Annotated in this window: 22 protein-coding genes; 12 read left to right on the top strand and 10 right to left on the bottom strand. The window is 66.0% G+C overall.

What is annotated here, in order from left to right; translation table 11 throughout:
• Positions 1-90: 90 nt before the first annotated feature.
• Positions 91-2046, top strand: coding sequence for a CocE/NonD family hydrolase (locus ACFPO9_RS13215; RefSeq protein WP_379771505.1), 1956 nt, complete (start codon positions 91-93; stop codon positions 2044-2046).
• Here the strand turns inward: ACFPO9_RS13215 and ACFPO9_RS13210 are convergent.
• From ACFPO9_RS13210 to ACFPO9_RS13185, 6 genes are all read right to left on the bottom strand, one after another.
• Positions 1983-4022: an acyltransferase family protein gene (locus tag ACFPO9_RS13210; RefSeq protein ID WP_379771501.1), complete on the bottom strand. Its 2040-nt coding sequence runs from the start codon at positions 4020-4022 to the stop codon at positions 1983-1985. The two genes, ACFPO9_RS13215 and ACFPO9_RS13210, sit on opposite strands and share 64 nt — an antisense overlap.
• A 101-nt stretch (positions 4023-4123) precedes the next feature.
• A complete protein-coding gene (locus ACFPO9_RS13205) occupies positions 4124-4417 on the bottom strand; it encodes a hypothetical protein (protein ID WP_379771498.1) in 294 nt (97 codons plus the stop codon).
• An 8-nt stretch (positions 4418-4425) separates the two neighbouring features.
• Positions 4426-5004, bottom strand: coding sequence for a sugar phosphate isomerase/epimerase family protein (locus tag ACFPO9_RS13200; protein WP_379771496.1), 579 nt, complete (start codon positions 5002-5004; stop codon positions 4426-4428).
• A gap of 172 nt (positions 5005-5176) precedes the next feature.
• Positions 5177-5941 carry a hypothetical protein gene (locus ACFPO9_RS13195; protein ID WP_379771494.1) on the bottom strand — a complete coding sequence of 255 codons (765 nt, stop codon included), beginning with the start codon at positions 5939-5941 and terminating at the stop codon, positions 5177-5179.
• 26 nt (positions 5942-5967) lie between these two features.
• Positions 5968-6750, bottom strand: a complete 783-nt coding sequence (locus tag ACFPO9_RS13190) for a hypothetical protein (protein WP_379771492.1) — start codon at positions 6748-6750, stop codon at positions 5968-5970.
• 4 nt (positions 6751-6754) lie between these two features.
• Complete coding sequence (locus ACFPO9_RS13185) at positions 6755-7294, bottom strand: hypothetical protein (RefSeq protein WP_379771490.1); 540 nt, start codon at positions 7292-7294, stop codon at positions 6755-6757.
• Between ACFPO9_RS13185 and ACFPO9_RS13180 the strand changes: the two genes are divergently transcribed.
• Together ACFPO9_RS13180 and ACFPO9_RS13175 are read left to right on the top strand one after the other, a co-directional pair.
• Positions 7293-7655, top strand: coding sequence for a hypothetical protein (locus tag ACFPO9_RS13180; RefSeq protein WP_379771487.1), 363 nt, complete (start codon positions 7293-7295; stop codon positions 7653-7655). The two genes, ACFPO9_RS13185 and ACFPO9_RS13180, sit on opposite strands and share 2 nt — an antisense overlap.
• Before the next feature lie 57 nt (positions 7656-7712).
• Positions 7713-8204, top strand: a complete 492-nt coding sequence (locus ACFPO9_RS13175; protein WP_379771484.1) for a phage regulatory CII family protein — start codon at positions 7713-7715, stop codon at positions 8202-8204.
• Here the strand turns inward: ACFPO9_RS13175 and ACFPO9_RS13170 are convergent, their stop codons facing one another.
• A complete protein-coding gene (locus ACFPO9_RS13170; protein WP_379771481.1) occupies positions 8205-8621 on the bottom strand; it encodes a hypothetical protein in 417 nt (138 codons plus the stop codon).
• Between the two features lie 165 nt (positions 8622-8786).
• Between ACFPO9_RS13170 and htpX the strand changes: the two genes are divergently transcribed.
• Together htpX and ACFPO9_RS13160 are read left to right on the top strand one after the other, a co-directional pair.
• The gene (gene htpX / locus ACFPO9_RS13165) at positions 8787-9656 is read left to right on the top strand and encodes a protease HtpX (RefSeq protein ID WP_379771479.1); all 870 of its coding nucleotides are present in this window, start codon (positions 8787-8789) and stop codon (positions 9654-9656) included.
• A gap of 30 nt (positions 9657-9686) precedes the next feature.
• Positions 9687-10769, top strand: coding sequence for an AI-2E family transporter (locus ACFPO9_RS13160; protein WP_379771476.1), 1083 nt, complete (start codon positions 9687-9689; stop codon positions 10767-10769).
• On the opposite strand, the gene ACFPO9_RS13155 is transcribed toward ACFPO9_RS13160, so the two are convergent.
• Both ACFPO9_RS13155 and ACFPO9_RS13150 read right to left on the bottom strand, forming a co-directional pair.
• A complete protein-coding gene (locus tag ACFPO9_RS13155; RefSeq protein ID WP_379771473.1) occupies positions 10766-11323 on the bottom strand; it encodes a dihydrofolate reductase family protein in 558 nt (185 codons plus the stop codon). The genes ACFPO9_RS13160 and ACFPO9_RS13155 overlap by 4 nt on opposite strands.
• Before the next feature lie 91 nt (positions 11324-11414).
• The gene (locus tag ACFPO9_RS13150; protein ID WP_379771471.1) at positions 11415-11867 is read right to left on the bottom strand and encodes a hypothetical protein; all 453 of its coding nucleotides are present in this window, start codon (positions 11865-11867) and stop codon (positions 11415-11417) included.
• Positions 11868-12360: 493 nt separating this feature from the next.
• Here ACFPO9_RS13150 and ACFPO9_RS13145 point away from each other — a divergent pair, with 493 nt between their 5' ends.
• From ACFPO9_RS13145 to ACFPO9_RS13115, 7 genes are all read left to right on the top strand, one after another.
• Positions 12361-13245 carry a glucosamine kinase nucleotide-binding domain-containing protein gene (locus tag ACFPO9_RS13145; protein ID WP_379771468.1) on the top strand — a complete coding sequence of 295 codons (885 nt, stop codon included), beginning with the start codon at positions 12361-12363 and terminating at the stop codon, positions 13243-13245.
• The gene (gene nagA, locus ACFPO9_RS13140; RefSeq protein WP_379771465.1) at positions 13242-14345 is read left to right on the top strand and encodes an N-acetylglucosamine-6-phosphate deacetylase; all 1104 of its coding nucleotides are present in this window, start codon (positions 13242-13244) and stop codon (positions 14343-14345) included. The genes ACFPO9_RS13145 and nagA overlap by 4 nt, the downstream gene beginning before the upstream one ends.
• Before the next feature lie 13 nt (positions 14346-14358).
• Entirely contained in the window at positions 14359-15369 is a 1011-nt protein-coding gene (locus ACFPO9_RS13135) for an SIS domain-containing protein (RefSeq protein ID WP_379771685.1), read from the top strand.
• A gap of 3 nt (positions 15370-15372) precedes the next feature.
• The gene (gene nagZ / locus ACFPO9_RS13130) at positions 15373-16854 is read left to right on the top strand and encodes a beta-N-acetylhexosaminidase (RefSeq protein ID WP_379771462.1); all 1482 of its coding nucleotides are present in this window, start codon (positions 15373-15375) and stop codon (positions 16852-16854) included.
• Positions 16855-16994: 140 nt separating this feature from the next.
• On the top strand, positions 16995-18302 hold the full coding sequence (locus tag ACFPO9_RS13125; protein WP_379771459.1) for a tetratricopeptide repeat protein: 1308 nt from the start codon (positions 16995-16997) through the stop codon (positions 18300-18302).
• A gap of 142 nt (positions 18303-18444) precedes the next feature.
• Positions 18445-19512 (top strand): flavodoxin family protein, encoded by a 1068-nt coding sequence (locus tag ACFPO9_RS13120; RefSeq protein ID WP_379771457.1) that lies wholly within the window; start codon positions 18445-18447, stop codon positions 19510-19512.
• A gap of 63 nt (positions 19513-19575) precedes the next feature.
• A complete protein-coding gene (locus ACFPO9_RS13115; protein WP_379771455.1) occupies positions 19576-20316 on the top strand; it encodes a GntR family transcriptional regulator in 741 nt (246 codons plus the stop codon).
• Positions 20317-20318: 2 nt separating this feature from the next.
• Here the strand turns inward: ACFPO9_RS13115 and ACFPO9_RS13110 are convergent, their stop codons facing one another.
• Complete coding sequence (locus tag ACFPO9_RS13110; protein WP_379771452.1) at positions 20319-21110, bottom strand: SDR family oxidoreductase; 792 nt, start codon at positions 21108-21110, stop codon at positions 20319-20321.
• Positions 21111-21142: the final 32 nt, after the last annotated feature.

Here is a 21142-nt window from a genome sequence, read left to right as displayed (position 1 = left end):
CAGCGTCGAAGACAGTACTTTAGTACGGCGAGACGCTGCAACGCCGCCATGGAGGCTTTGTTAGACGCTCTAAAAGAATAAGGACGTCCAATGAAGTCACCTAGCACCTGCATCGCGCTGGCTTGCGCGATGGCCTTCGCCAGCTTCGCCCACGCCCAGAACGCGCAGCAAACGCCGGCCCCGCAATACCCCGCCCTGCCCTCGGAGACCCCGGCGGAATTCAATGCCCCGACCGTGGGCTTCAATTACACCAAGCGCAGCGTGATGATCACTATGCGCGACGGCACCCGCCTGAACACCGTCATCATCGTGCCCAAGGGCGCGCAGAACGCACCCATCCTGCTGACCCGCACGCCCTACGACGCTGCCAGCCTGACCAGCCATGCCGAGAGCTCGGACCTGGAATCCATCCTGAGCGGCTACGACAACGCCGCCGACGTGATCGTCCAGGGCGGCTACATCCGCGTGGTGCAGGACGTGCGCGGCAAGTACGGCTCGGAAGGCGACTACGTGATGAACCGGCCCTTGTCAGGCCCGCTCAACCCGACCCCGGTCGACCACTCGACGGACACGTACGACACCATCGACTGGCTGGTCAAGAACATCCCCGAGACCAATGGCCGTGTCGGCATCATCGGCATCTCCTACGACGGCTTCCTGCCCCTGATGGCGCTGGTGAACCCGCACCCGGCGCTGAAGGCCGCGGTGCCGATGAACCCGATGGTCGACGGCTGGATGGGCGACGACTGGTTCCACCACGGCGCGTTCCGCCAGATTAATCTGTCCTACATCATGGAGCAGGTGGTCACGCGCGGGAACACCGCCAAGTGGTACACCTCGAACTACGACGACTACGACATGTACATGCGCGCCGGATCGGCCGGGGAGCTGGCGCGCCAGCGCGGCCTGGAGCAGAGCGGCTTCTGGCGCAAGCTGGTGCAGCATCCGGGCTACGACAGCTTCTGGCAGCAGCAGGCGATGGACAAGATCCTGGCCAAACAGCCGGTGACGGTGCCGACCCTGCTGGTGCACAGCCTGTGGGACGCCGAAGACATCTACGGCCCGGTCGCCGTCTACAAGGCGATCAAGCCGAACGACAAGGACAACCTGGTCCATCTGTCGCTGGGACCGTGGAACCACGGCGGCGCGATCGGCGAAGGCAGCAGCCTGGGCGCGATCAAGTTCGGCAGCGATACCGCGCTGTACTGGCGCCAGGCGGTGCTGCGGCCTTTCCTCGACCGGCATCTGAAAGGGAATCAAGCGGCGCCGGACATCCCGGCCGTGACGGCCTTCGAGACCGGCACCAACCAGTGGCGCAATCTGGCTTCGTGGCCGGGCGCGTCGAAGCCGGTGGCGCTGCGCCTGGCGGCCGGTCAGAAAGCGGTGCTGGGCGCCGCCGCCGATGCCAAGGCCTACGACGAATACGTCTCCGACCCTTCGAAACCGGTGCCCTTCCGCCAGCGCCCGATCCCGCCCTACGGCTACGACGAAGCCAAAGGGCAGTCGTGGCCGCGCTGGATGGTCGACGACCAGCGCGAAGCCTCGGGCCGCACCGACGTGGCGACCTTCGTCTCCGATGTGCTCACCGCGCCGGTGAAGATCAGCGGCGAGCCGGTCGCCAACCTGCTCGCTTCCACCAGCGGCACGGATTCGGACTGGGTCGTCAAGCTGATCGACGTCTACCCGGACCAGGTGGGCAGCAACCCGAGCATGGGCGGCTACCAGCTGATGATTTCGGGCGACATCTTCCGCGGCCGCTACCGCGAAGGCTACGACAAGCCGAAGCCGCTGGCCGCCAACAAGCCGCTGTCCTACCGCTTCGGCCTGCCGACCGCCAACCACGTCTTCCTGCCGGGGCACCGCATCATGGTGCAGGTGCAGTCCAGCTGGTTCCCGCTGTACGACCGCAATCCGCAGACCTGGGTGGAGAACATTTTCAACGCCAGGCCGGAGGATTATAAGAAGGCGACCCAGCGGATCTATCACAGCAGCTTCATCGAACTGCCGATGGTGGAGATGGTCCCGTTCAGCGCCGGGTCGAGGTAATGCACCCTGCTTTTCACGTAGAAGGGCCGCATGTGCACCGGATCGGTGTAGATCGGCTCCCCTTCCGCGTTCACGGTCGGGCAGATGCCGTCCTTGCAGATGGTCTCGACCGGGTCGACAGGCAGCGCGCCGGTCGCCTGCGCGATCCGCAGCAGCCGCTGGCGCGGCGCAGCGTTGTCGCTGTAGAAGCGCTCCACGCGATAAGCTTCCATATCGGTACGCGGTTTCATTTCGCCGAAGCGCGAGCCGGTAATCATCGAGCGCGGATCGAACTGGTTGCCCGAAGGCGGCTGCAGGATCAGGTAGACACGCTTGCCGGCCGTGCGCAGGCGCGCGATCGACTGCTGCAGCGTCGCATACGCCGCTTCGTGCGCGGACGCGGCCGGGAAGGCCTGCAGCTGGCCATCCACCGGCATCTGCACATCCTGCTGCCAGTTCGCGAAATAGCCGTACCAGGAGGCCGCGACCACCACGGTATCGACCTCCGGCGAGGCCGCCAGCCGCCAGGCGTCGGTGACGGTCGTGGTGCAGGTCGGGTAGCGTAGCCGCGGCAGGCGTACCGCGCCCTCGACCGGCATGCAGCCGCCCTGGGTGGCGAAGATCACCTTGCTGCGGTCGAAGCGGCCATCGCGCAAGCCTTGCGAGACCAGCGGCGCGTACTGTTCCATCACCGAATCCCCGATCAGCACCGTGGTGCCCTGCCCTTTGCCATCGAGCTGCTGGAACAGCGAGCCCTTATAGCGCAGCGGCTTCATCGCCGGATCCGGAAAACCCAGATCGTTCAGCGCGCCCATGTAGCGCGCGACCGCGCTCGAAGGCATGCGCTCCTGGAGCAGCCCGGCCTTGACCATCACGCCCAGCACGCCGAAGCAGGCCATGGCGGCCACCAGGCCCTGGATCGCGCGGCGCTTGTTCGGCGACTTCTGCACCGGGCGCTCGATCAGGCGGTAAGTCAGGAAGGCCAGCGCCAGCGCCGCCAGCACCAGCGCGGCCTTCACCAGCGGCTCCGGCTTCTCGCCTTCGATGATGTAGCCGAAGGACAGCAGCGGCCAGTGCCACAGGTAGAAGGGATAGCTGACCAGGCCGATCTTCACCATCAGCGGGTTGCCGAGCAGGCGCCGGTTGATGAAGGAAACGTTGCCGGCGGCGATCAGCGCGCACGTGCCGAGCACCGGCAGCAGCGCCCATGCGCCGGGAAAATCGGCCTGCCCCTTGATCAGCACCGCACCCAGCACCAGCAGCAGCAAGCCGAACGACGATATCAGCAGCGGCGCCGGCAGCAGCGGGCTGCGCTTGGTCATCGCATACGCCACCAGGCCGCCGGACGCCAGTTCCCAGAAGCGGGTGACGGGCGAAAAATAGGCTTCGGCCGGATGGTTGAAGGTGGCGTACAGGCCGTACAGGAAGGAGCCCGCCAGGGTCAGCGCCAGGAAGGCCAGGATGCCGAAGCGGACGCGGAAGCACAGCGCCATCGCAATCGGCCACACCAGGTAGAACTGCTCCTCCACACCCAGCGACCACAAATGCAGCAGCGGCTTGGTGACGGATTCGTTGTCCCAGTAGCCGGCCTCGCTCCACAGCACCAGATTCGACACGAAAGCCGCCGCCGCCGCGACGTGCTTGCCCAGCTGGGCGAACTCCTGCCGCAGCAGCACGTACCAGCCGAAGGCCAGCACCGCCAGCACGACGGTAATCAAGGCCGGGAAGATGCGCCGGATGCGGCGCACGTAAAAGCCGCGGATGGTGAAGGCGCGCTGCCTCAGGTCCTTCAGGATGATCGAGGTGATCAGGAAACCGGAGATAACGAAGAAGACGTCGACGCCGATGAAGCCGGAGCGCAGCCACTTGGGCCAGGCGTGGAACAGGACGACAAGGCCGACGGCCACGGCGCGCAGGCCGTCGATGTCGGGGCGGTAGATGATCGTGTGTGCTGCGCTTGCCTTGAGAACGTCGGTACTGTCTCGCCGAATATCCATGTAGCAACCTCCACGTGACACATCATCGCAGTCTTGCTCAACGATTATTCGGTGTCAAACAAGCTGTCTATCGTGCGCCTCAAGGTTTTTGCTTATCGCTATCAAGTACACAGGTGCCTGTAGCGATGGCTGGCACAGGTGATCTCGGTGGCGTAGACCAGCAGGACGATGCCGATGGCGGCGGCCGGAACCAGCACGAAGGCCTTCTTCCAGCCGCGCAGGGGCCATTCCTCGAAGCCCTTGAAGCCGAACCCGACCTCGGGAGCGCCGATGCCGATGGCGGCAAACAGCAGGAAGAATGCGCCCACCAGCCGCTTGGTCCCGATGGGCCCAAACAGATAATCCACCGCGAAACAGACCGCAACCAGTGCGGCCATGCCGAGATAACGCAGCATCGCCATCCTCAATGCCGCTTCAGGAAACCCTGCAGCCCGCGCATCGAGGCCGCCACTGCCTCCAGCGGCCGCATCCCGTCCGGATACTCTTCCTGCTCGAGCACGATCCACTCCGCACCGCCCTGCCCACGCGCCGCCGCGTAGACGGCGGGCCAGTCGGTGTTATCCTGACCGATGAGCGGCTTGCCGGTCGTGCCTTGCGCCAGCTTGGCCTTGAAGTGGGAAGAGACGGTGCGGCCTGGGTAGCGCCGGATCAGCGCCACCGGGTCCTTGCCGGCGAAGACCGTCCAGCCGATGTCCTGCTGCAGGATCGATTGCTGGGGCGTGCCGGCGGCGATCGTGTCCCAGGCGATGACCAGGTTGCGGCAGCCGACGTCCCGGTAGAAGGCGGTGGTCTGGGGGAAGCGCGCATCGGATAGCGCGGCGAAATCGAGGTGGGCGCCGGCGCATGCCAGCTTCAGCTTGTCGAGGAAGGCGCGCAGGCCGGCGGGATCGTTGGCGTAGCGGCCGAAACCACCGGCGAATTCCACGCCCTCAAAACCCATCGCCGCCAGCTTGCCCAGGGTGCCTTCGAAGTCGTGCTTCAAATTTTCCACTGCACGGTGGGCGTCGAATCCTGCCTGGCCAAGGCAAGACAAGGCAAGGCAATCCAAGCTTGCCCCCAGGTTCGACCAGCGGGTCCGGTCGGCGGCCGTTCCCGCCGTTCCGGTCCCCGCAAAGCCGAGCAGCAAGTCCTGGCTGCGCGATTCGGCGTAAAGATCAGGCCGCGGTCTTGCCCGACAAGCGCTTCAGGCGCTCCAGCGCACTCTCCCCGGCCGTCTCCGGCTGGCTCACCGACTTGCGGATCGCATCCAGTTCGGCCTGCTGGTCGAGCGGCTTCTGGCCGATGTCGGCGACGATGCGCAGGCCGGCCGCTTCGTTGCTGACGGCTTGCGCGCGCTTGGTGAGCGCGTTCAGCGCGGTCGAATTGCCCTTCATGCTGGTGAGGCCGGCCAGCTGGCTCTGGCGCTCCATGCGCAGTTCCTGCAGTTCCTTCTGGGCCTTGGCGGCGGCCAGCTGCTGGATCGCCTTGCGCGCCTGGGCGTCGAACTCGGCCAGCTGCGTGGACAGCGCGTCGACGATCTTCTGCAGCTCGTCCATGTAGGCCTTCGCGTCCGCTTCTTCCTGGATTTCCTGCGGCAGGCGCGTTTTATTGGCTTCCAATTCGTCGCAGAACAGGGTCACGGTCGCTTCCGAGATGGTGCCGGCCGCCAGGCGCTCGGCCAGCTTCTCGGCGGCGCGCTCGTCGCTGGCGATCAGGGTCTGCAGGTTGGCCACGTCCTTGTGCTCCTTGTCGAAGGACGCGCGGGCGGTCGCCAGCAGTTGCGCGGTGTCGCGCAGGGTGTCGACCAGGCGGTCGCGGTCGGCCTCGGTCGCGGTTTCGGGATCGAAGTTGGCGATCGCCTCCGAGATCCGGTCGCCCAGTGCGCCGAAGTGCTTCGACACCAGTCGTGCAGTCAGGCCCCATCCGCTTGCGTTGCTCATTGTCTTTCCTTTCGTGGGTGAAGATGTCATTGAATGACGATACGTTCCTGCTCCATCGGGATGCCGATCACGAAGTCGACATGGATGCCGCGCTTCGAAGTATCGCCATCGACGCTTTCGATGATCTCCGTGGTGATCAGTAGATATTCGCGCCCGCCGCCCGCCAGTTCGCGCACATAGGGCATGAAATACATTTCCTGGCGCAGGCCGTGCACGCCCTTGGCATCGTCGATGCGGATCTCGCGGCCCGTAAAGGGCTTGACGAAGCTGGCCGCGCCGCCGGCGTCGCGCTGGTAGTCGATGCGCTCGCCGTCGCCGAAGGCCGTGGCCAGGGTCGCTCCGTCCAGCGTGTCGGCCAGCTGCTCGCGCCACAGCGTGTAGCCCGGGTCGCCAAGGCCGTAGCCGGCCTGGCCGGTGTAGGCGTCCTGGTCGTCGGCGGTTTCCGGTATCACGCGCGCCAGCTGGGTGCAGTAGAGGATCTCGGCCACCTTGCCGTCGTCGCCGCAGAACACCTGTAGGAATTTTTCCTTGGCGTCCTCGTCGCCCTTGTCCAGGTAGAGGCGATACAGCTCGGTGTCGGGCTGCAGGCGCATCTGCGAGACCGCCAGGATGCGCGTGTCGCCCGCTTCCGGCATGGCGATCAGCGAACCGTTGGCCTGCGCGCGGATGATGGGCGAGTGCTGCATCTGCACCACGCTGCCGATGCGCGCGTCCAGCGGCACGCCTGCGTCCATCCGCGCTTCGCCCTCCGCCACGCCCTTCTTTTCGGCGATGCCGCGCACGTAGCTGAATACATCCTTCCAGGCCATCTGCTTAATTCCTTTCGAACGAATAATTCGGTTTGTCGGCGGCGCGGCGGGCCTTCGCGCGCTTCCACAGGCGGTAGACGACCCAGCCGATCAGCGCCAGCACCGCAAGCCACACAATCGTGCCGAACACCGAGCCGCCTTTTGCCGGCGCCGCGGGGGCCGGTGCGCCCGGCGATGCGGTAACCGGTGCACCGGTGCTGCCGCCCACGCTGCCGGCGCCGGCCTGGTTGGCCAGGCCGCCGGCGGAACCGCTCGGGGCCGGGTAGTAGCCGCCGCCATTGTTGTTGGCATTGTTGTTGTTGCGGGCATGCGCGTTCGCGACCGAGTTGGCGAGGACGGCGCCGGCGATCACGTGCCCGAGTCCGCCGCCGCCGCCCTGGTTGATGATGACCGGCGCTTGCGCGGGCGCCGGCGCATTCCCGTAGCCGTAGCCATAGCCTTGCGGCGGTGGCGGCGTGCGCGCATCGCGCTGCTCGTAGCTGGGCCTTGGGGGCGGATTGTCGCGCGCCGCCTGCGCCGCACGCCGTTCATCCAGCGTGCGCATGGCGTTCGCTTCCGAGCTTTCCCTATCCAGCTTGCGCGACAATGCCGAATCCGGCTTGCGCGAGGCCGCGGACGGCCCCGAGCTGAAGGAGCCGAAGCCGCCGCCCGACTTCCTGGCCGCGCCGCTGTCGCCGCTACCGGACGGCTTCGAGGCCGAGCGGCTGCTGAAGGAGCCGAAGCCGCCCTTCGACGACGAGGACGACGAACGCTGCGACGAAAACCCGCTCTTGAAGGACGAGGAGCTCGAAGGCTTGGCGTCCGCCGGCACGGGGGCCAAGGACAGGGCCAGGCTTAGCGCCAGTGCGACATGTGCATACTTCGTAAAGGTCTTCAGCATGGTCAGGAGGGCCGTCGAAAGTTAGAATCAGGATAACGAAGGGCATGTTGACATGCACCGGTAAAAATATCAAAGGATTACCATGACGCGACGCTACCTCGACATGAACCAGCACGATGCCCTCTACACGGTGGCGCGCAAGTATCCCGGAGGACTGGATGCGCTGGCGCGCGAGCTCGATATGTCGGTGAACGTCCTGCGCAACAAGCTGGCGCCGACGATCGCCTCGCACTACCCCTCGTTCGAGGAAGTCTCGTTGATCGTCGAATGCTGCCACGCGGCCGGCGTGCCCGACGCCCACCTGCCGCTGCATGCCCTGCTGGTGCGCCACGGGATGGCCGCCTTCCTGGTGCCGCAGCCTGACACCGCGCGCCAGGACGACCTGTCGCAGACCGTGTGCCGCGTCATGAGCGAAGTGGGCGCGGTGGCGGAAGCCGTGTCGAGCGCATTGATCGATGGTAGGGTCACCGAGGCGGAGGCCGATCTGATCGAGCGCAAATTCCATTCGGCCCTGTCGGCGCTGGGCGCCTGGCGCGCCCGGCTCCGCAACGAATCGGACGCCGGCATCCATTAATCAAGCGACCTCCGCGGCCTCCTCGCGCGCCTGGCTGCGCAGCGAGCGCAGGAACAACCCCAGCCCGCCGAAGGCCAGCACCAGGATGCAGAGGAGTTCGAAGGCCGACATGGTGCGCAGGCTCATGCTGAGCGAGGCGATCACGCCGAACACGAGGCCGGCCAGCGAGCCGAGCGCCAGCAGCCAGCCAAACGCGCTGCGGGCGTTATAGAAGATCATGGCCACGCCGATGATCAGCGGGATCAGGACGATGCCGCCCGTAATACCGGCACTGCCGAAGCCGAACAGGCGCGTGCCCCAGCCGAAGGCCGAGCTGACCACCACGCTGTTGAGCAAGAGATAAAAGCCGCCGCACATCATCATCAGGCCGAGGAAAAACTGGCCGGTACCGCCGCTGGTTCCGCCTGCTCCGCGCATTGCCGCCTCCATGGTTGGGAAAAGACGCTGAAACTATAGCAAAAGACCAAGGCTGATACATTCAGATTTTTCCGAAGACATTCTTCCGAAAACTGCGCTTTTTCAAGAGGGCGCGCTGCCGTATGCTTCCACACTGGAAATATAACCTCCATGGGGTAAGCAATCATGAAACGCATCTTTCTTTTTCTCGCTACGAACATCGCCATCATGCTGGTGCTGGGCGTGTCGGCCAGCCTGCTCGGCGTCAACCGCTACCTGACGGCGAACGGCCTGAACCTCGGCGCCCTGCTCGGCTTCGCGGCCCTGATGGGCTTCGGCGGCGCCTTCATCTCGCTGTGGATGTCGAAACCGATCGCCAAGTGGTCGACCGGCGCGCGCGTGATCCAGCAGCCGTCCAACGCCACCGAAGCCTGGCTGATGAATACCGTCGCCAAGCAGGCCCAGCGCGCCGGCATCGCGATGCCGGAAGTGGCGGTGTACGAAGGCGCGCCGAACGCCTTCGCTACCGGCGCCACGAAAAACGCTTCGCTGGTGGCGGTGTCGACCGGCCTGCTGCAATCGATGACGCATGAAGAAATCGAGGGCGTGCTGGCGCACGAGGTGGCCCACGTCGCCAACGGCGACATGGTCACCCTGACCCTGATCCAGGGCGTGGTGAATACCTTCGTGGTGTTCCTGGCGCGCGTGGTCGCCTACGCGGTCGACAGCTTCATCCGCAAGGACGAGGAATCCAGCGGCCCGGGCATCGCCTTCTACGTCACCTCGATCGTCTGCGACCTGCTGTTCGGCCTGCTGGCCAGCATCATCGTGGCCTGGTTCTCGCGCCAGCGCGAGTTCCGCGCCGACCGCGGCTCGGCCCAGATCATGGGCACCCCGCGTCCGATGATCGCCGCGCTGCGCCGCCTGGGCGGCATGGAAGCGGGCGAGCTGCCGAAGAACATGGCGGCCTCCGGCATCGCCGGCGGTGGTATGCTGTCCCTGTTCAGCACCCACCCGTCCTGCGAAGAGCGCATCGCAGCCCTGCAGCGCGCGTAAGACAGGCCCAGCCAGGAGACCAGGGAACACATGCGGTATTCATTCGCGCAGTCCGCGCTGCCCGTTTTATTTGCGATCGGACTCGCGTTCGTGCTGCAGCATTTCGTGGGCTCCCTGGCCTGGGCCGGCCTGCTGGCGGTGATCACCTGGCCGCTGCATGAGCGCCTGGGCCGGCGCGGCTGGCCGCGGCCGCTCAGCGCCGTGTTCCTGGTGCTGCTGCTGGTGGCCGCCTTCGCCGGTCCGGGTTTCGTGCTGGTGAATGCCCTGAGCAGCGAGCTGGCCGGCGTGCAGCGCCTGCTGGCCCACCTCAACGAAGCCGGCGTGCCGGTACCGGCCTGGCTCGAAAGGCTGCCGATGGTGGCCGAGCCGGCCGTCAAGTGGTGGAACGAGCACCTGGCCCGGCCGGGCGGCATCAGCAGCCTGGTGCGCAGCATCGTCGGCGACATGATGCCGCACCTGACCGGCGCCGCCCGCACCTGGGGCTCGATCATCCTCGCCAATGCCCTGTACCTGTTCCTGGCCCTGCTCACCCTCTTCATGCTCTACCTGCACGGCCCCGCCGTCGTGCGCCTGATGGACCGCGCCGGCGACCGCCTGCTGCCGGCCCACTACGCCACGCTGCGCCGGATCTTCCCGCTGTCGGTGCGCGGCACGGCACTGGGCCTGTGCTCGGTCGCCATCCTCGAAGGCATCGTGCTCGGCATCGCCTATGCCCTCGCCGGCGCGCCTGCGCCGGCCCTGCTGGGCGTGATCACCGGCTACCTGGCCCTGGTGCCGGGCGGCGCGCCGCTGTCCTTCACCATGGTGTCGCTGCTCTTGCTGGGCCAGGGCCATTCGGGCGCGGCGCTGGGCCTGTTCAGCTGGGGCGCCGTCGAGCTGTTCATGGTCGACAAATTCATCCGCCCCAAGCTGATCGGCCACCGCGTCAACCTGCCCTTCCTGGCCGTGCTGTTCGGGCTGCTCGGGGGCGTCTCGACCCTGGGCGTGATCGGCCTGTTCGTCGGCCCCTTCATGATGGCGATTTTGTTCGGCTGGCTGCGCGGCGGCGAGCACGCGGCGTCGATCCATGCGCCGGAACGCGCCGGCGCGCCCGACACGACCGCCGACCTTTAAACTTCCCGCCGGTAGTGCATGGCGACCGCGCCGTTGCCGAGCGGCGTCGCCGAGACCAATGCGAGCCGCCGCGTGGCGGGCAGCCCGCCTTCGTACAGGGTCGGGCCGTGGCCGGCGATCCTGGGGTGGACGAGGAATTTGTACTCGTCGATCAGGCCCAGCCGGTCCAGCTCCCTGGCCAGCTTGCCGCTGCCGAGCAGCACCCCGTTCGGCGTCGCGTCCTTGAGCTTCCGTACGCCCGCGAGCAGGTCTCCGGCCATGTGGCGGCTATTGGTCCAGGGGTAGTCCGTTCGCGCCGAGGACACCACGTACTTCGGCTTGTCCTCCAGCTTGCGCGCCCACTCGCGCATCGCCGCCGGGGCCTCCACCTCGCCGCTGGCGACCGCCGGCCAGTAGCTCTCCATCAGTTCGTAGGTGACGCGGCCCCACAGCATCGCGCCGCTCTCGTCCATGAGGCGGGTGAAGAAGGCATGGGTCTCGTCGTCGGCGATGCCCTCCTGGTGGTCGAGGCAGCCGTCCAGGGTGAGGTTGATACTGAAGGTCAAGCGTCCCATCGTGTCCTCCGTTCGAGGCAATCGATTCTAGCAACGGCGAGATGTTTATTGGCGCCTGCTTCTTCGACACCATCGTGGACAGCCCGCGCATTCATCGTGACGGGTCAGGGAAATGGCACCAGCTCAGACCAATCAGCAGTTGCTCATAAGCTGCGTGAAGCTGGCTCTCTCTCGACGCGTTTTTTTCAACCCGCGCAAAATGACTTATCGTGTACATGAAACGACCGTCGCTGTACTGAATCTGGCCGCGAACACCTTCGCCCTTGGTCATCAGTACCGCAGACTGATATACAGGCAAATGCATATCCGGCTTCTCAAGAACAAGAAATCTTGCCTCCAGCAGCTCTGCATCCGGGCTAACGCCTTGCAATAGCGGAAGCGTGTTTTTCGCGAGATAGCCTTCATACAACGCCACCCGATTTGCTGCCAGCGTTCCCTTGTCGAGCACAGGATTGAACGCTTCCAGGTCGAATCGTATTTCCCGCACGCCGTCCCGAAGACGGATTGTGCCGCCGTGCGGCCCGACCGCCTCAACAACATCCACATCGAAAGGGTAATCCCGGCACTTGAAATCGCCTATGGGGGACTGTAGGTGCCGCGGGCCGGAATCGTTGCTGCGTGTGCCTGCGCGATCAACAACAGTCCAGCGAGAATGACGAGCCTCATTTGCGTCTCCGATGAGCGTGGTTTTTGGTGATGGCAAATTACCAGAACGATAAGGGCTGATGGTCGCACATTGTCACGGCGCTTGGGAACAACTCCGGCAACATCTGTAAAGCAGGCTTGATGAGGTAGACGTACCGCAGCCTAGGCTTATCGGCAGACAGGAAAGGTCTTTCGTCAGGCTTCTCGAAACGGAAAACGGACAATACCAGTCACAATACCAGATACTTCCTTATGGATCAGCAACTTAGGTTCAACAATGCCGATTCCCGGTCTAATTCACAGCGGCACTTTACAATACCAATTAAATACCTGTTGACAAGCTTGACAGCCCCTCCTATAGTGCCCTGACTTTCCCGGCACAACGAACAACAATGATCGACTTTCTCATCGGCGTCGACGGCGGCGGCACCGGCACCCGCGTGCGCCTGGCGCGCCGCGATGGCGCCGAACTCGCCCAGGGCAGCGGCGGCCCTTCCGGCCTCGGCCTGGGCATCGCACCTGCCTGGTCCTCGGTCCGGCAGGCGGCCAGCCAGGCCTTCGCCGCGGCCGGCGTCGAACAGCCCCCACTCGAACACATCGCCATCGGCCTCGGCCTGGCGGGCGTCCACAACAAGCAGTGGGCGGCCGAATTCGTGGCCGCCAATCCCGGGTATGGGGCCATCCGCCTCGAGACCGACGCCTTCACGACCCTGATGGGCGCCCACGGCGGCGCGGCCGGCGCCATCGTCGCGATCGGCACCGGCAGCGTCGGCGAAGTGCTGCGCGAAGACGGCAGCCGGCACGAAGTCGGCGGCTGGGGCTTCCCGGCCGGCGACGAAGCCAGCGGCGGCTGGATCGGCCTGCGCGCCATCGGCCACATCGAACAGGTGCTGGACGGCCGCCGCGAACGCAGCGCCTTCGCCGATGCGCTCATCGAAGCCTGCGGCGCCATCGGCAGCAACAAGCGCGACGCGATCCAGGCCTGGCTCGGCAAGGCCAGCCAGACCGCTTACGCCAGCCTCGCCCCGCTGGTGCTCCACCATGCCGGCAACCCCGTCGCGCGCGCCATCCTGCTCGACGCCGGCCAGGAAGTGGCGACCATCGCCCATGCACTCGATCCGGACGGCAAATTGCCGCTGGCCCTGTGCGGCGGCCTGGGCGCGGCACTGCGCGACTTCCTGCCCGCCGGCCTGCTGGCCCGCACCACGCCGCCGCGCGGCGATTCCGCGGCCGGCGCCCTGCAAATGATTGCGCTTCAACTCAAGGACAGCAAATGAGAGGCAACATCCTCACCCCCGACGGCTGGATCCGCGGCGAAATCCGCCTGGCGGATAGCGAACCGAACACCATCGCCGCCATCGACGGCCAGGCCTGCGACCCCACGGACAACGGCGACGACTACATCCTGCCCGGCTTCATCGACCTGCACGTGCACGGCGGCGCCGGCCGCGACATGATGGAAGGCGGCGACGCCCCGCACGTGATCGCGTGCCTGCACGCGAAGCACGGCACCACCAGCCTGCTGGCCACGACCATGACCGCGCCGGTGGAGGACATCGAGCGCGCGCTGGACGCGATCGGCGGCGCCTGCAAGGAGCGCGGCAGGAACGAAGCGCGCATCCTCGGCGTGCACCTGGAAGGCCCGTACATCAACTCGGGCAAGCTGGGCGCCCAGCCGCCTTTCGCGCGCGAAGCCTCGATGGATGAAGTGAAGCGCTTCAACGGCCAGGCGCCGATGCGGGCGATTACCGTGGCGCCGGAGATCGACGGGCACCTGGCCCTGCTGCGGCAGATGGCCGAAGCCGGCATCCGCGTGCAGATCGGGCATACCACCGGCTCCTACGAAGACGGGGTCCAGGCCCTCGAACACGGTGCCACCAGTTTTACCCACCTGTTCAATGCGATGCCCGGCCTGCACCACCGCGAGCCCGGCATGGCCGGGGCCGCGCTGGCGCATGCGCAGTACGCCGAGATCATCCCCGACCTGCTGCACGTGCATCCGGGTGCGATCAAGGCCGCGCTGCGCGCCATCCCGAAGCTGTACTGCGTGACCGATTCGACCGCCGCCGCCGGCATGCCGGACGGCGAGTACATGCTGGGGCGTCAGGTAGTCCACAAGTGCATGGGCGGCGTGCGCCTGGCCGACGGCACCCTGGCCGGCAGCACGCTCACGATGGACCAGGCGCTGCGCAACCTGGTCTCGATCGGCCTTTCCATTGAAGACGCCTCGCGCCGCGTGTCCACGAATGCCGCGGACTACCTTGGCGAAAGTCGCCGCGGGCGCCTGGCGCCGGGCTGCTTCGCCGATCTGGTCGTCCTCGACCGCAACCTGAATCTCAAAGCCGTTTATATCGAAGGAGAAGTCTGTGAGCCTTGAAGCCACCTCGCTGATGCTCGAAGAAGCCAAGTCCGCCGCCCATTGCGTCGCCCTGCAACTGTCGAACGACGTCGAGCGCTACGCGGATCTCGGCCGCCATCTCCGCGCGGCCAGCTTCAATAACGTGGTGACGGTGGCGCGCGGCAGCTCGGACCACGCCTCCAGCTACTTCGCCTACCTGACCATGGCGCGCCTGGGCCGCCTGGTGACTTCGCTGCCGATGTCGCTGGTGACCTTATATAAATCGCCGCTGCAGACCCAGGGCACGCTGGCGGTGTCGATCTCGCAGTCCGGCCAGAGCCCGGACGTGGTCGAGCCGATCCGCTACTTCCGCGACGGCGGCGCCACCACGGTCGCGCTGGTCAACGACATCGATTCGCCGCTGGCCCATGCCGCCGAATGGGCGATGCCGCTGCACGCCGGTAAAGAGAAATCGGTGGCCGCGACCAAGAGCTTCATCACCAGCCTCACGGCCGGCGCGCGCCTGGTGGCCGAATGGCAGGGCGACGACGAGTTGAAGGACGGCCTGCGCGCCCTGCCCGACGATCTGCAGCGCGCTCTTGATGCCGATTGGTCGCAAGCGATCGAGGTGCTGGCCCCGGCGCAGAACATCATGGTGGTCGGCCGCGGCATCAGCTTCCCGGTGGCGCTGGAATCGGCCCTGAAATTCAAGGAGACCTCGGCCCTGCAGGCGGAAGCCTTCTCCGGCGCCGAGATCAAGCACGGCCCGATGGCGCTGATCGAGGAAGGCTATCCGCTGCTGATCTTCGCGACCCGCGGCCCGGCCCAGGCCGGCCTGGTGGCGCTGGCCGAAGAGATGCGCGGCCGCGGCGCGCGCGTGCTGCTGGCGGCGCCGCAGGACGTGGCTGGCCGCGACCTCGACCTGCCGGTGGCAAGTACGCCCGACCTCGACCCCATCGTCGCGATCCAGGCCTTCTACGTGATGGCGGCGCAGCTGTCCAGGGCGCGCGGCATGAATCCGGACCAGCCGCGCCACCTGAGCAAAGTCACCAAGACGAATTAAGACATGAACGAATACAGGACACTCGCCGGCCAGCTGATCATGATCCGGCTGTTCGGCACCGAACTCGATCCAGAGACCGCCGCCTTCATCCGCGCGAACAAAATCCGCGGCGCCTGCCTGTTCCGCCAGAACATGGTCGATGCGGCCCAGCTGACCCGCTTCAACGCCGGCCTGCGTGACGCCATGGGCGAGAACGCCCTGATCGCGCTCGACCAGGAAGGCGGCGCCGTGGTGCGCTCGCTGTGGGTGCCGCCGCCGCCGTCGGCGATGGCGCTGGGCGCCGCCGACGACACGATACTCGCCAAGGAAGTCGGCGCCGCCGTCGCGCGCGCCGTGAAGTCCATGGGCTTCAACTGGAACTTCGCGCCGGTGCTGGACCTGAACAACAACCCGCGCAATCCGGTGATCGCCGAGCGCTCCTTCGGCGCCGATCCGGAGCGCGCGGCCGCGCTGGCGATGGCCTGGATGGACGGCAGCGATGCCGAGGGCGTGGCCTGCTGCGTCAAGCACTTCCCCGGCCACGGCGACACCCACGTCGACTCGCACCGCGACCTGCCGACCGTCGACAAAGACCTGGCCGAGCTGGAACGCTTCGAGTTCGCGCCCTTCCGCGCCGCCGCCCCGCACGCGCCGGCCGTGATGACCGCCCACATCGTCTACCCGGCCCTCGATCCGCACAATCCGGCCACCATGTCGCGCGCCATCCTGACCGACCTGCTGCGCGTGAAGATGGGCTATGAAGGCGTGATCATCACCGACGGCATGGACATGCATGCGATCGCGCACCGCTACGGCGCCGGCGAAGCAGCCGTCAACGCGCTGGTGGCCGGCGCCGACATGGTGATGGCGATCGGCAGCCGCGAGACCCAGGAGGCGACGCTGGAAGCGATTGCCGCCGCGATCGAAGACGGCACCTTGCCGATGGCGTCCGTGCAGCGGCGCCTGGCCAGGCTGGACAAGCTGGCGCAGGCGCATCCGGCCGGCAGTGTCCCATATGCGACCGAAGCCGAAGACCGCGCCCTGATGGCGCGCGCCTGGCGCCGCGCCCTCACCGCGCGCGGCAAGCCGCAGCGTCCCGCGCCGGGCGGCAAGGTCCGCCTGGTGGCGCGCCAGGACGTGGTCAGCGACGGCGTCTCGGAAGCCGGCGTGCCGGCGGCCAACATCGCGGCCTCGCTCGGCAAGCTCTACGACGTGGAACTGGTGACCTTTGCCGATCCCGAAGCCTTCGACTGGAACACGCTGCCGCAGGACGGCCGCTTCACGATGCTGGCCTCGACCTCGCGCCGCCGCTACGGCCCGCACGCCCGCGACAACTGGCGGCCCGACCTGCACATCGCGCTGTGGAACCCCTACCAGGCGCTGGACTTCGGCGCCCCGGCCCTGATGACCTACGGCTTCGCGCCGCCGGCGCTGGAGGCGGTGAATGCCTGGCTCGCCGGCGAGATCGACGCCGAGGGCGTGTGCCCGGTGCCCGGCTTCGAATAATTTCTTTTATGCAGGTAGCGTAACCCATTGTAACGACGCGTTTGCCGCAGGCCCGCCTGCGGCACAATTGTCCGGCCCCGCAAAGCCGTTTGTGGGACAATGCACGCTTTGTCCGAGTTAATCAAAGAGAAGGATTATTCATGTCCCAATTCCGTTTTGCCCGCCTTGCCCTGATGCTGGCCGCTATCGGCCTGAACGCTGCACCGGCTCTCATGCACAGCGCCTCCGCGCAAGACAAGGCCGCCCCGGCCGATGCCGCGGCTCAACCGAAACCGGACACGGTCCGCCCGGATTTGTTCAAGCTGCTCGACTCGGCACAGATCAAGCCGCTGATGGACGCGAAGAACTATACCGAAGTTCAGAACCGCATCGCCCAGGCCGAAGCCTTCCCGAACAAGACGCCGTATGAAGAATATGTGCTGAACCGCATCAAGCTGTCGCACGCCTCCGCCACCAACAACGACCAGGCCTCGATCGCCGCGCTGGAAGCCATCCTGGGCTCGGGCAAGCTGCCGGCAAGCGACAAGCCGCAGTTCACGCAAGCCCTGGCCGGCATGTACTACAACGCCAAGAATTATCCGAAGGCAATCGAGTGGTTCAAGCGCTTCCAGGCTGAAAACCCGAACTCGGACGCGGCGAACGCACCGCTGGTCCGCGCCTACTACCTGAGCAACGACTACGCGAACGCGACGAAACTGCTGCGTCCGCAACTGGAAGCCGCCGAAAAGGCCGGCAAGACCCCGTCCTCGGAAGACCTGCGCCTGTACGCGTCGGCCGCCAACAAGCTCAAGGACGACAACGCCTACCTGTACGGCCTCGAGCAGATGATCACCTTCTATCCGAACGACGATGTCTGGATGGATTCGATCTACCGCGGCGTCGTGCGCAAGCCGGGCTTCAATGAAACCAACTATCCGGACGTCCTGCGTCTCGAATTCGCCGCCGTCAAGGTCCTGACCCCGGAGATGTACACCGAGCTGGCCGAGCTGGCCCTGAAGGACGGCTTCCCGACCGAAGCCAAGAAGGTCATGGATGCGGGCTTCGCGGCCGGCGTCCTGGGCACCGGCGGCTCGGCCGCCGCGCACGGCAAGCTGCGCGACCGCGCGACCAAGGAAGCCGCCAACGACGCCAAGAACATCGCCGCCGGCGAAGCCTCGGCCGCCAAGGCCAAGACCGGCGCCGGCCTGGTCAACCTGGGCTGGGCCTATGTGACCATGGACCAGTTCGACAAAGGCATCGGCTTCATCGAGCAGGGCATCGCCAAGGGCAGCCTGAAGGCGCCTGACGAAGCCAAGGTGCGCCTGGGCATGGCCTACCTGCGCGCCGGCCAGAAGGACAAGGCGATTTCGACCTTCCAGTCCGTGAAAGCGGGCGGCGGCCTGTCGGACATCGCCAAGTACGGCATCATCCTGGCAAACCACCCTAACCCGGGCGGCAACAACAAGTAAGCGATTCGCCAGATTCAATCGCCTGAAGGCGGTGCGGTCCCCGGGGCCGCACCGCCTTTTTCATGTCTATGTTAGCTGGCGTACCGGCTTATGCGATGCCGCTGTTCCATAATCGGACGGCACATCTTCCATAAGGCCGCTCATGACCACCGTACGCAAGGGCCAGGCGCCCGCCAAGCTCAACCGTAATGAGTTCCGCCTGCGCTTCTCGCGCAACTTCTTCGATCCGCTCTACGAAAACGTCGGCCATGAACTGGCGGCCGTCGAGGAAATTGCTTGGCAAGCCTATGTCGGCTCGCACAAGGCGCCGGTGACGGTGAAAGCGGGACCGGGCTTTGCCGATCCCGACTACGAGCTCTCGGTCGAGTGGAAGGAAGCGCACGACCGCCTGCTCGCGGCCGAGGCGAAGCAGAAAGACCCCGGCACGCTCAGCCGCATCCTCCTGATCAATGGCGCCGCGCGCAACGACGGCAGCTGCCCCGGCGAGATCTCGAAGACCTGGCGCCTCGCCAAGATGTGCGAAGAGCTGCTGCTGGCCGAGGGCTTCGACACCGACCTGCTCGACCTCTCGCGCATCATTTCCGACTTCGACCGCCACATCCACCCCTGCAAGGCTTGCGTCTCGACCGCGATGCCGCTGTGCCACTGGCCCTGCAGCTGCTACCCGAACCACTCGCTGCACCAGAACAACGACTGGATGAACGAGATCTACGAGAAATGGGTGGCGGCGCACGGCGTCATCATCCTGACCCCGGTCTACTGGTACCAGTCGCCGTCCGTGCTCAAGCTGATGATCGACCGCCTGGTCTGCGCCGACGGCGGCAACCCCGACCCCAGCTCGACCCACGGCAAGGACGCGGAAAAAGCCAAGGAACTCGAGAAGACCTGGGACTATCCGAAGCACCTGGCCGGCCGCGCCTACGGCCTGGTGGTGCATGGCGACGTCGCCGGCATCGAGAGCATGCGCCGCTCCCTGTCGGACTGGCTGGACTGGATGGGCCTGATTTCAAGCAGCCCGACCTCCCAGCTCGACCGCTACGTCGGTTATTACGAATCCTACGCCGACAGCCATGCGACGCTGGACAAGGACACCGCTTTCCAGGAAGAGGTGCGCAACGTGGCGCGCGCGGTGGGCGCCGCCGTGCGCGACATCCGCTCGGGCAAGCTGATCCAGCCGAACCGGGGTCTGGGGAATCCGCGGCCGAAATAACGGGGTCAATAAGGCGGTCCGTTTTTGGTATTATCAACGGATTCACATAGATTACCCCGCCGCATGTCCTCTTTGTCGCAGCTGATGCACCACCTCTCCACCACCAGCAAGCTGCCGCTGTACCAGCAGCTGCAGCGCGCCCTGCGCGAAGCGATCGACCGCGGCGTCTACGGGCCGGCCGAAGCCCTGCCGGCCGAGCGCCAGCTGGCGTCCGAGCTGGACATCTCGCGCATCACGGTGCGAAAGGCGATCGACGGGCTGGTGGAAGAAGGCCTGCTGGTGCGCCGCCCCGGCTCGGGCAACTTCATCAACACGCGCATCGAAAAGAACTTCGCCAAGCTGACCTCGTTCTCGGAGGACATGCGCTCGCGCGGACGCACGCCGCGCAGCGTCTGGCTCAAGCGCTCGGAGGGACTGGTGACGCCGGACGAGGCGATGCGTCTGAACCTGTCGCCGGGCGCCGCGGTGTACCGCTTCAACCGCATCCGCTACGCCGACGACATGCCGATGTGCCTGGAATACGCGACCATTGCCGCCTCCGCCCTGCCCTCGCTGGACGCCGTCGACACCTCGATGTACGAAGCGCTGGAAGCGGCCGGCAAGCGCCCGGTGCGCGCGCTGCAGCGGCTGTCGGCGCTGCTGCTGAACGCCGAGCAGGCAAAGCTGCTGCAGTCGAAGGAAGGCGATGCCGGGCTGTGCGTGGAGCGGCTGGGCTTTTTGCCGGATGGGCAGGCGGTGGAGTTTTGCCGGTCGTATTTCCGCGGCGATATGTACGATTTCGTGGCCGAATTAAGCGCGACGTAAAATTACATCGCGGTCAAACCGCCATCGATCGCCAGCTGGTGACCGGTCACGAACGAAGCCTGCTCCGAGCACAGCCACAGCGCCGCGCTGGCCACTTCCGCCGGCTCGGCAATCCGGCCCATCGGGTGCGCCGCCTTCAGCTTCTTGTCGCGGCCCGGCTCGCGTTCGAGCATGCGCGCCAGCATCGGGGTCTTCACGGCGCCAGGGCACAGGCTGTTCACGCGGATGCCCGACTTGGCGTATTCGACCGCCGCGGTCCTGGTCAGGCCCACCACGGCATGCTTGGAAGCGGCATAGATGGCGCGGTTCGGCGCCGCCACCAGGCCGCCGGCATCGGCCACGTTGCAGATCGTGCCGCCGCCTTCCTGCTTCAGCATCTGGCGCAGCTGGCTCTTCATGCACAGCCAGACGCCTTTGACGTTGACGTTCATGATGCGGTCGAACTGTTCGTCCTCGCCTTCGGCCAGCGGCAGCGATTCTTCCTCGGTGCCGGCGCCGTTGACCGCGACGTCGATGCGGCCGTAATGCGAAACCGCCTTGTCGACCAGTGCCTCGACCTCGGCGACGACAGTTACATTTGTTTTAACGAACAGCGCCTTGCCGCCGGCTTCGACGATCAACGCGGCGGTCATGTGGCCGCCGTCGACCGACACATCGGCAACGACGACGCAGGCGCCCGCGCGCCCGAATGCCAGTGCTATCGCGCGTCCGATGCCGCTTGCGGCGCCCGTCACCAGAACAACCTTGCCGGCATAAGAAATCCCGCTCGGTGCTTGTTTGGTCATGCCCTTCATGATGCTTCCTTTGCAATATCCAGACGCAATGT

Origin of the sequence: Massilia aerilata, from assembly GCF_042656905.1 — a bacterium.
In the GTDB taxonomy this organism is placed as follows: domain Bacteria; phylum Pseudomonadota; class Gammaproteobacteria; order Burkholderiales; family Burkholderiaceae_D; genus Telluria; species Telluria aerilata.
This window is presented reverse-complemented; position numbering and strand designations above follow the sequence as displayed.

Excerpts from the sequence above, each read along its gene's own strand:
- ACFPO9_RS13125 (WP_379771459.1), top strand. The coding sequence starts at position 16,995 with ATGTCCCAATTCCGTTTTGCCCGCCTTGCCCTGATGCTGGCCGCTATC.
- ACFPO9_RS13185 (WP_379771490.1), bottom strand. The coding sequence starts at position 7,294 with ATGCGCACGCTGGATGAACGGCGTGCGGCGCAGGCGGCGCGCGACAAT.
- ACFPO9_RS13115 (WP_379771455.1), top strand. The coding sequence starts at position 19,576 with ATGTCCTCTTTGTCGCAGCTGATGCACCACCTCTCCACCACCAGCAAG.
- ACFPO9_RS13190 (WP_379771492.1), bottom strand. The coding sequence starts at position 6,750 with ATGGCCTGGAAGGATGTATTCAGCTACGTGCGCGGCATCGCCGAAAAG.
- ACFPO9_RS13155 (WP_379771473.1), bottom strand. The coding sequence starts at position 11,323 with ATGGGACGCTTGACCTTCAGTATCAACCTCACCCTGGACGGCTGCCTC.
- ACFPO9_RS13110 (WP_379771452.1), bottom strand. The coding sequence starts at position 21,110 with ATGAAGGGCATGACCAAACAAGCACCGAGCGGGATTTCTTATGCCGGC.
- ACFPO9_RS13175 (WP_379771484.1), top strand. The coding sequence starts at position 7,713 with ATGACGCGACGCTACCTCGACATGAACCAGCACGATGCCCTCTACACG.
- ACFPO9_RS13145 (WP_379771468.1), top strand. The coding sequence starts at position 12,361 with ATGATCGACTTTCTCATCGGCGTCGACGGCGGCGGCACCGGCACCCGC.
- nagA (WP_379771465.1), top strand. The coding sequence starts at position 13,242 with ATGAGAGGCAACATCCTCACCCCCGACGGCTGGATCCGCGGCGAAATC.
- ACFPO9_RS13160 (WP_379771476.1), top strand. The coding sequence starts at position 9,687 with ATGCGGTATTCATTCGCGCAGTCCGCGCTGCCCGTTTTATTTGCGATC.
- ACFPO9_RS13180 (WP_379771487.1), top strand. The coding sequence starts at position 7,293 with ATGGCGTTCGCTTCCGAGCTTTCCCTATCCAGCTTGCGCGACAATGCC.
- htpX (WP_379771479.1), top strand. The coding sequence starts at position 8,787 with ATGAAACGCATCTTTCTTTTTCTCGCTACGAACATCGCCATCATGCTG.
- ACFPO9_RS13195 (WP_379771494.1), bottom strand. The coding sequence starts at position 5,941 with ATGAGCAACGCAAGCGGATGGGGCCTGACTGCACGACTGGTGTCGAAG.
- ACFPO9_RS13210 (WP_379771501.1), bottom strand. The coding sequence starts at position 4,022 with ATGGATATTCGGCGAGACAGTACCGACGTTCTCAAGGCAAGCGCAGCA.
- ACFPO9_RS13205 (WP_379771498.1), bottom strand. The coding sequence starts at position 4,417 with ATGCTGCGTTATCTCGGCATGGCCGCACTGGTTGCGGTCTGTTTCGCG.
- ACFPO9_RS13215 (WP_379771505.1), top strand. The coding sequence starts at position 91 with ATGAAGTCACCTAGCACCTGCATCGCGCTGGCTTGCGCGATGGCCTTC.
- ACFPO9_RS13170 (WP_379771481.1), bottom strand. The coding sequence starts at position 8,621 with ATGCGCGGAGCAGGCGGAACCAGCGGCGGTACCGGCCAGTTTTTCCTC.
- ACFPO9_RS13135 (WP_379771685.1), top strand. The coding sequence starts at position 14,359 with ATGCTCGAAGAAGCCAAGTCCGCCGCCCATTGCGTCGCCCTGCAACTG.
- ACFPO9_RS13120 (WP_379771457.1), top strand. The coding sequence starts at position 18,445 with ATGACCACCGTACGCAAGGGCCAGGCGCCCGCCAAGCTCAACCGTAAT.
- nagZ (WP_379771462.1), top strand. The coding sequence starts at position 15,373 with ATGAACGAATACAGGACACTCGCCGGCCAGCTGATCATGATCCGGCTG.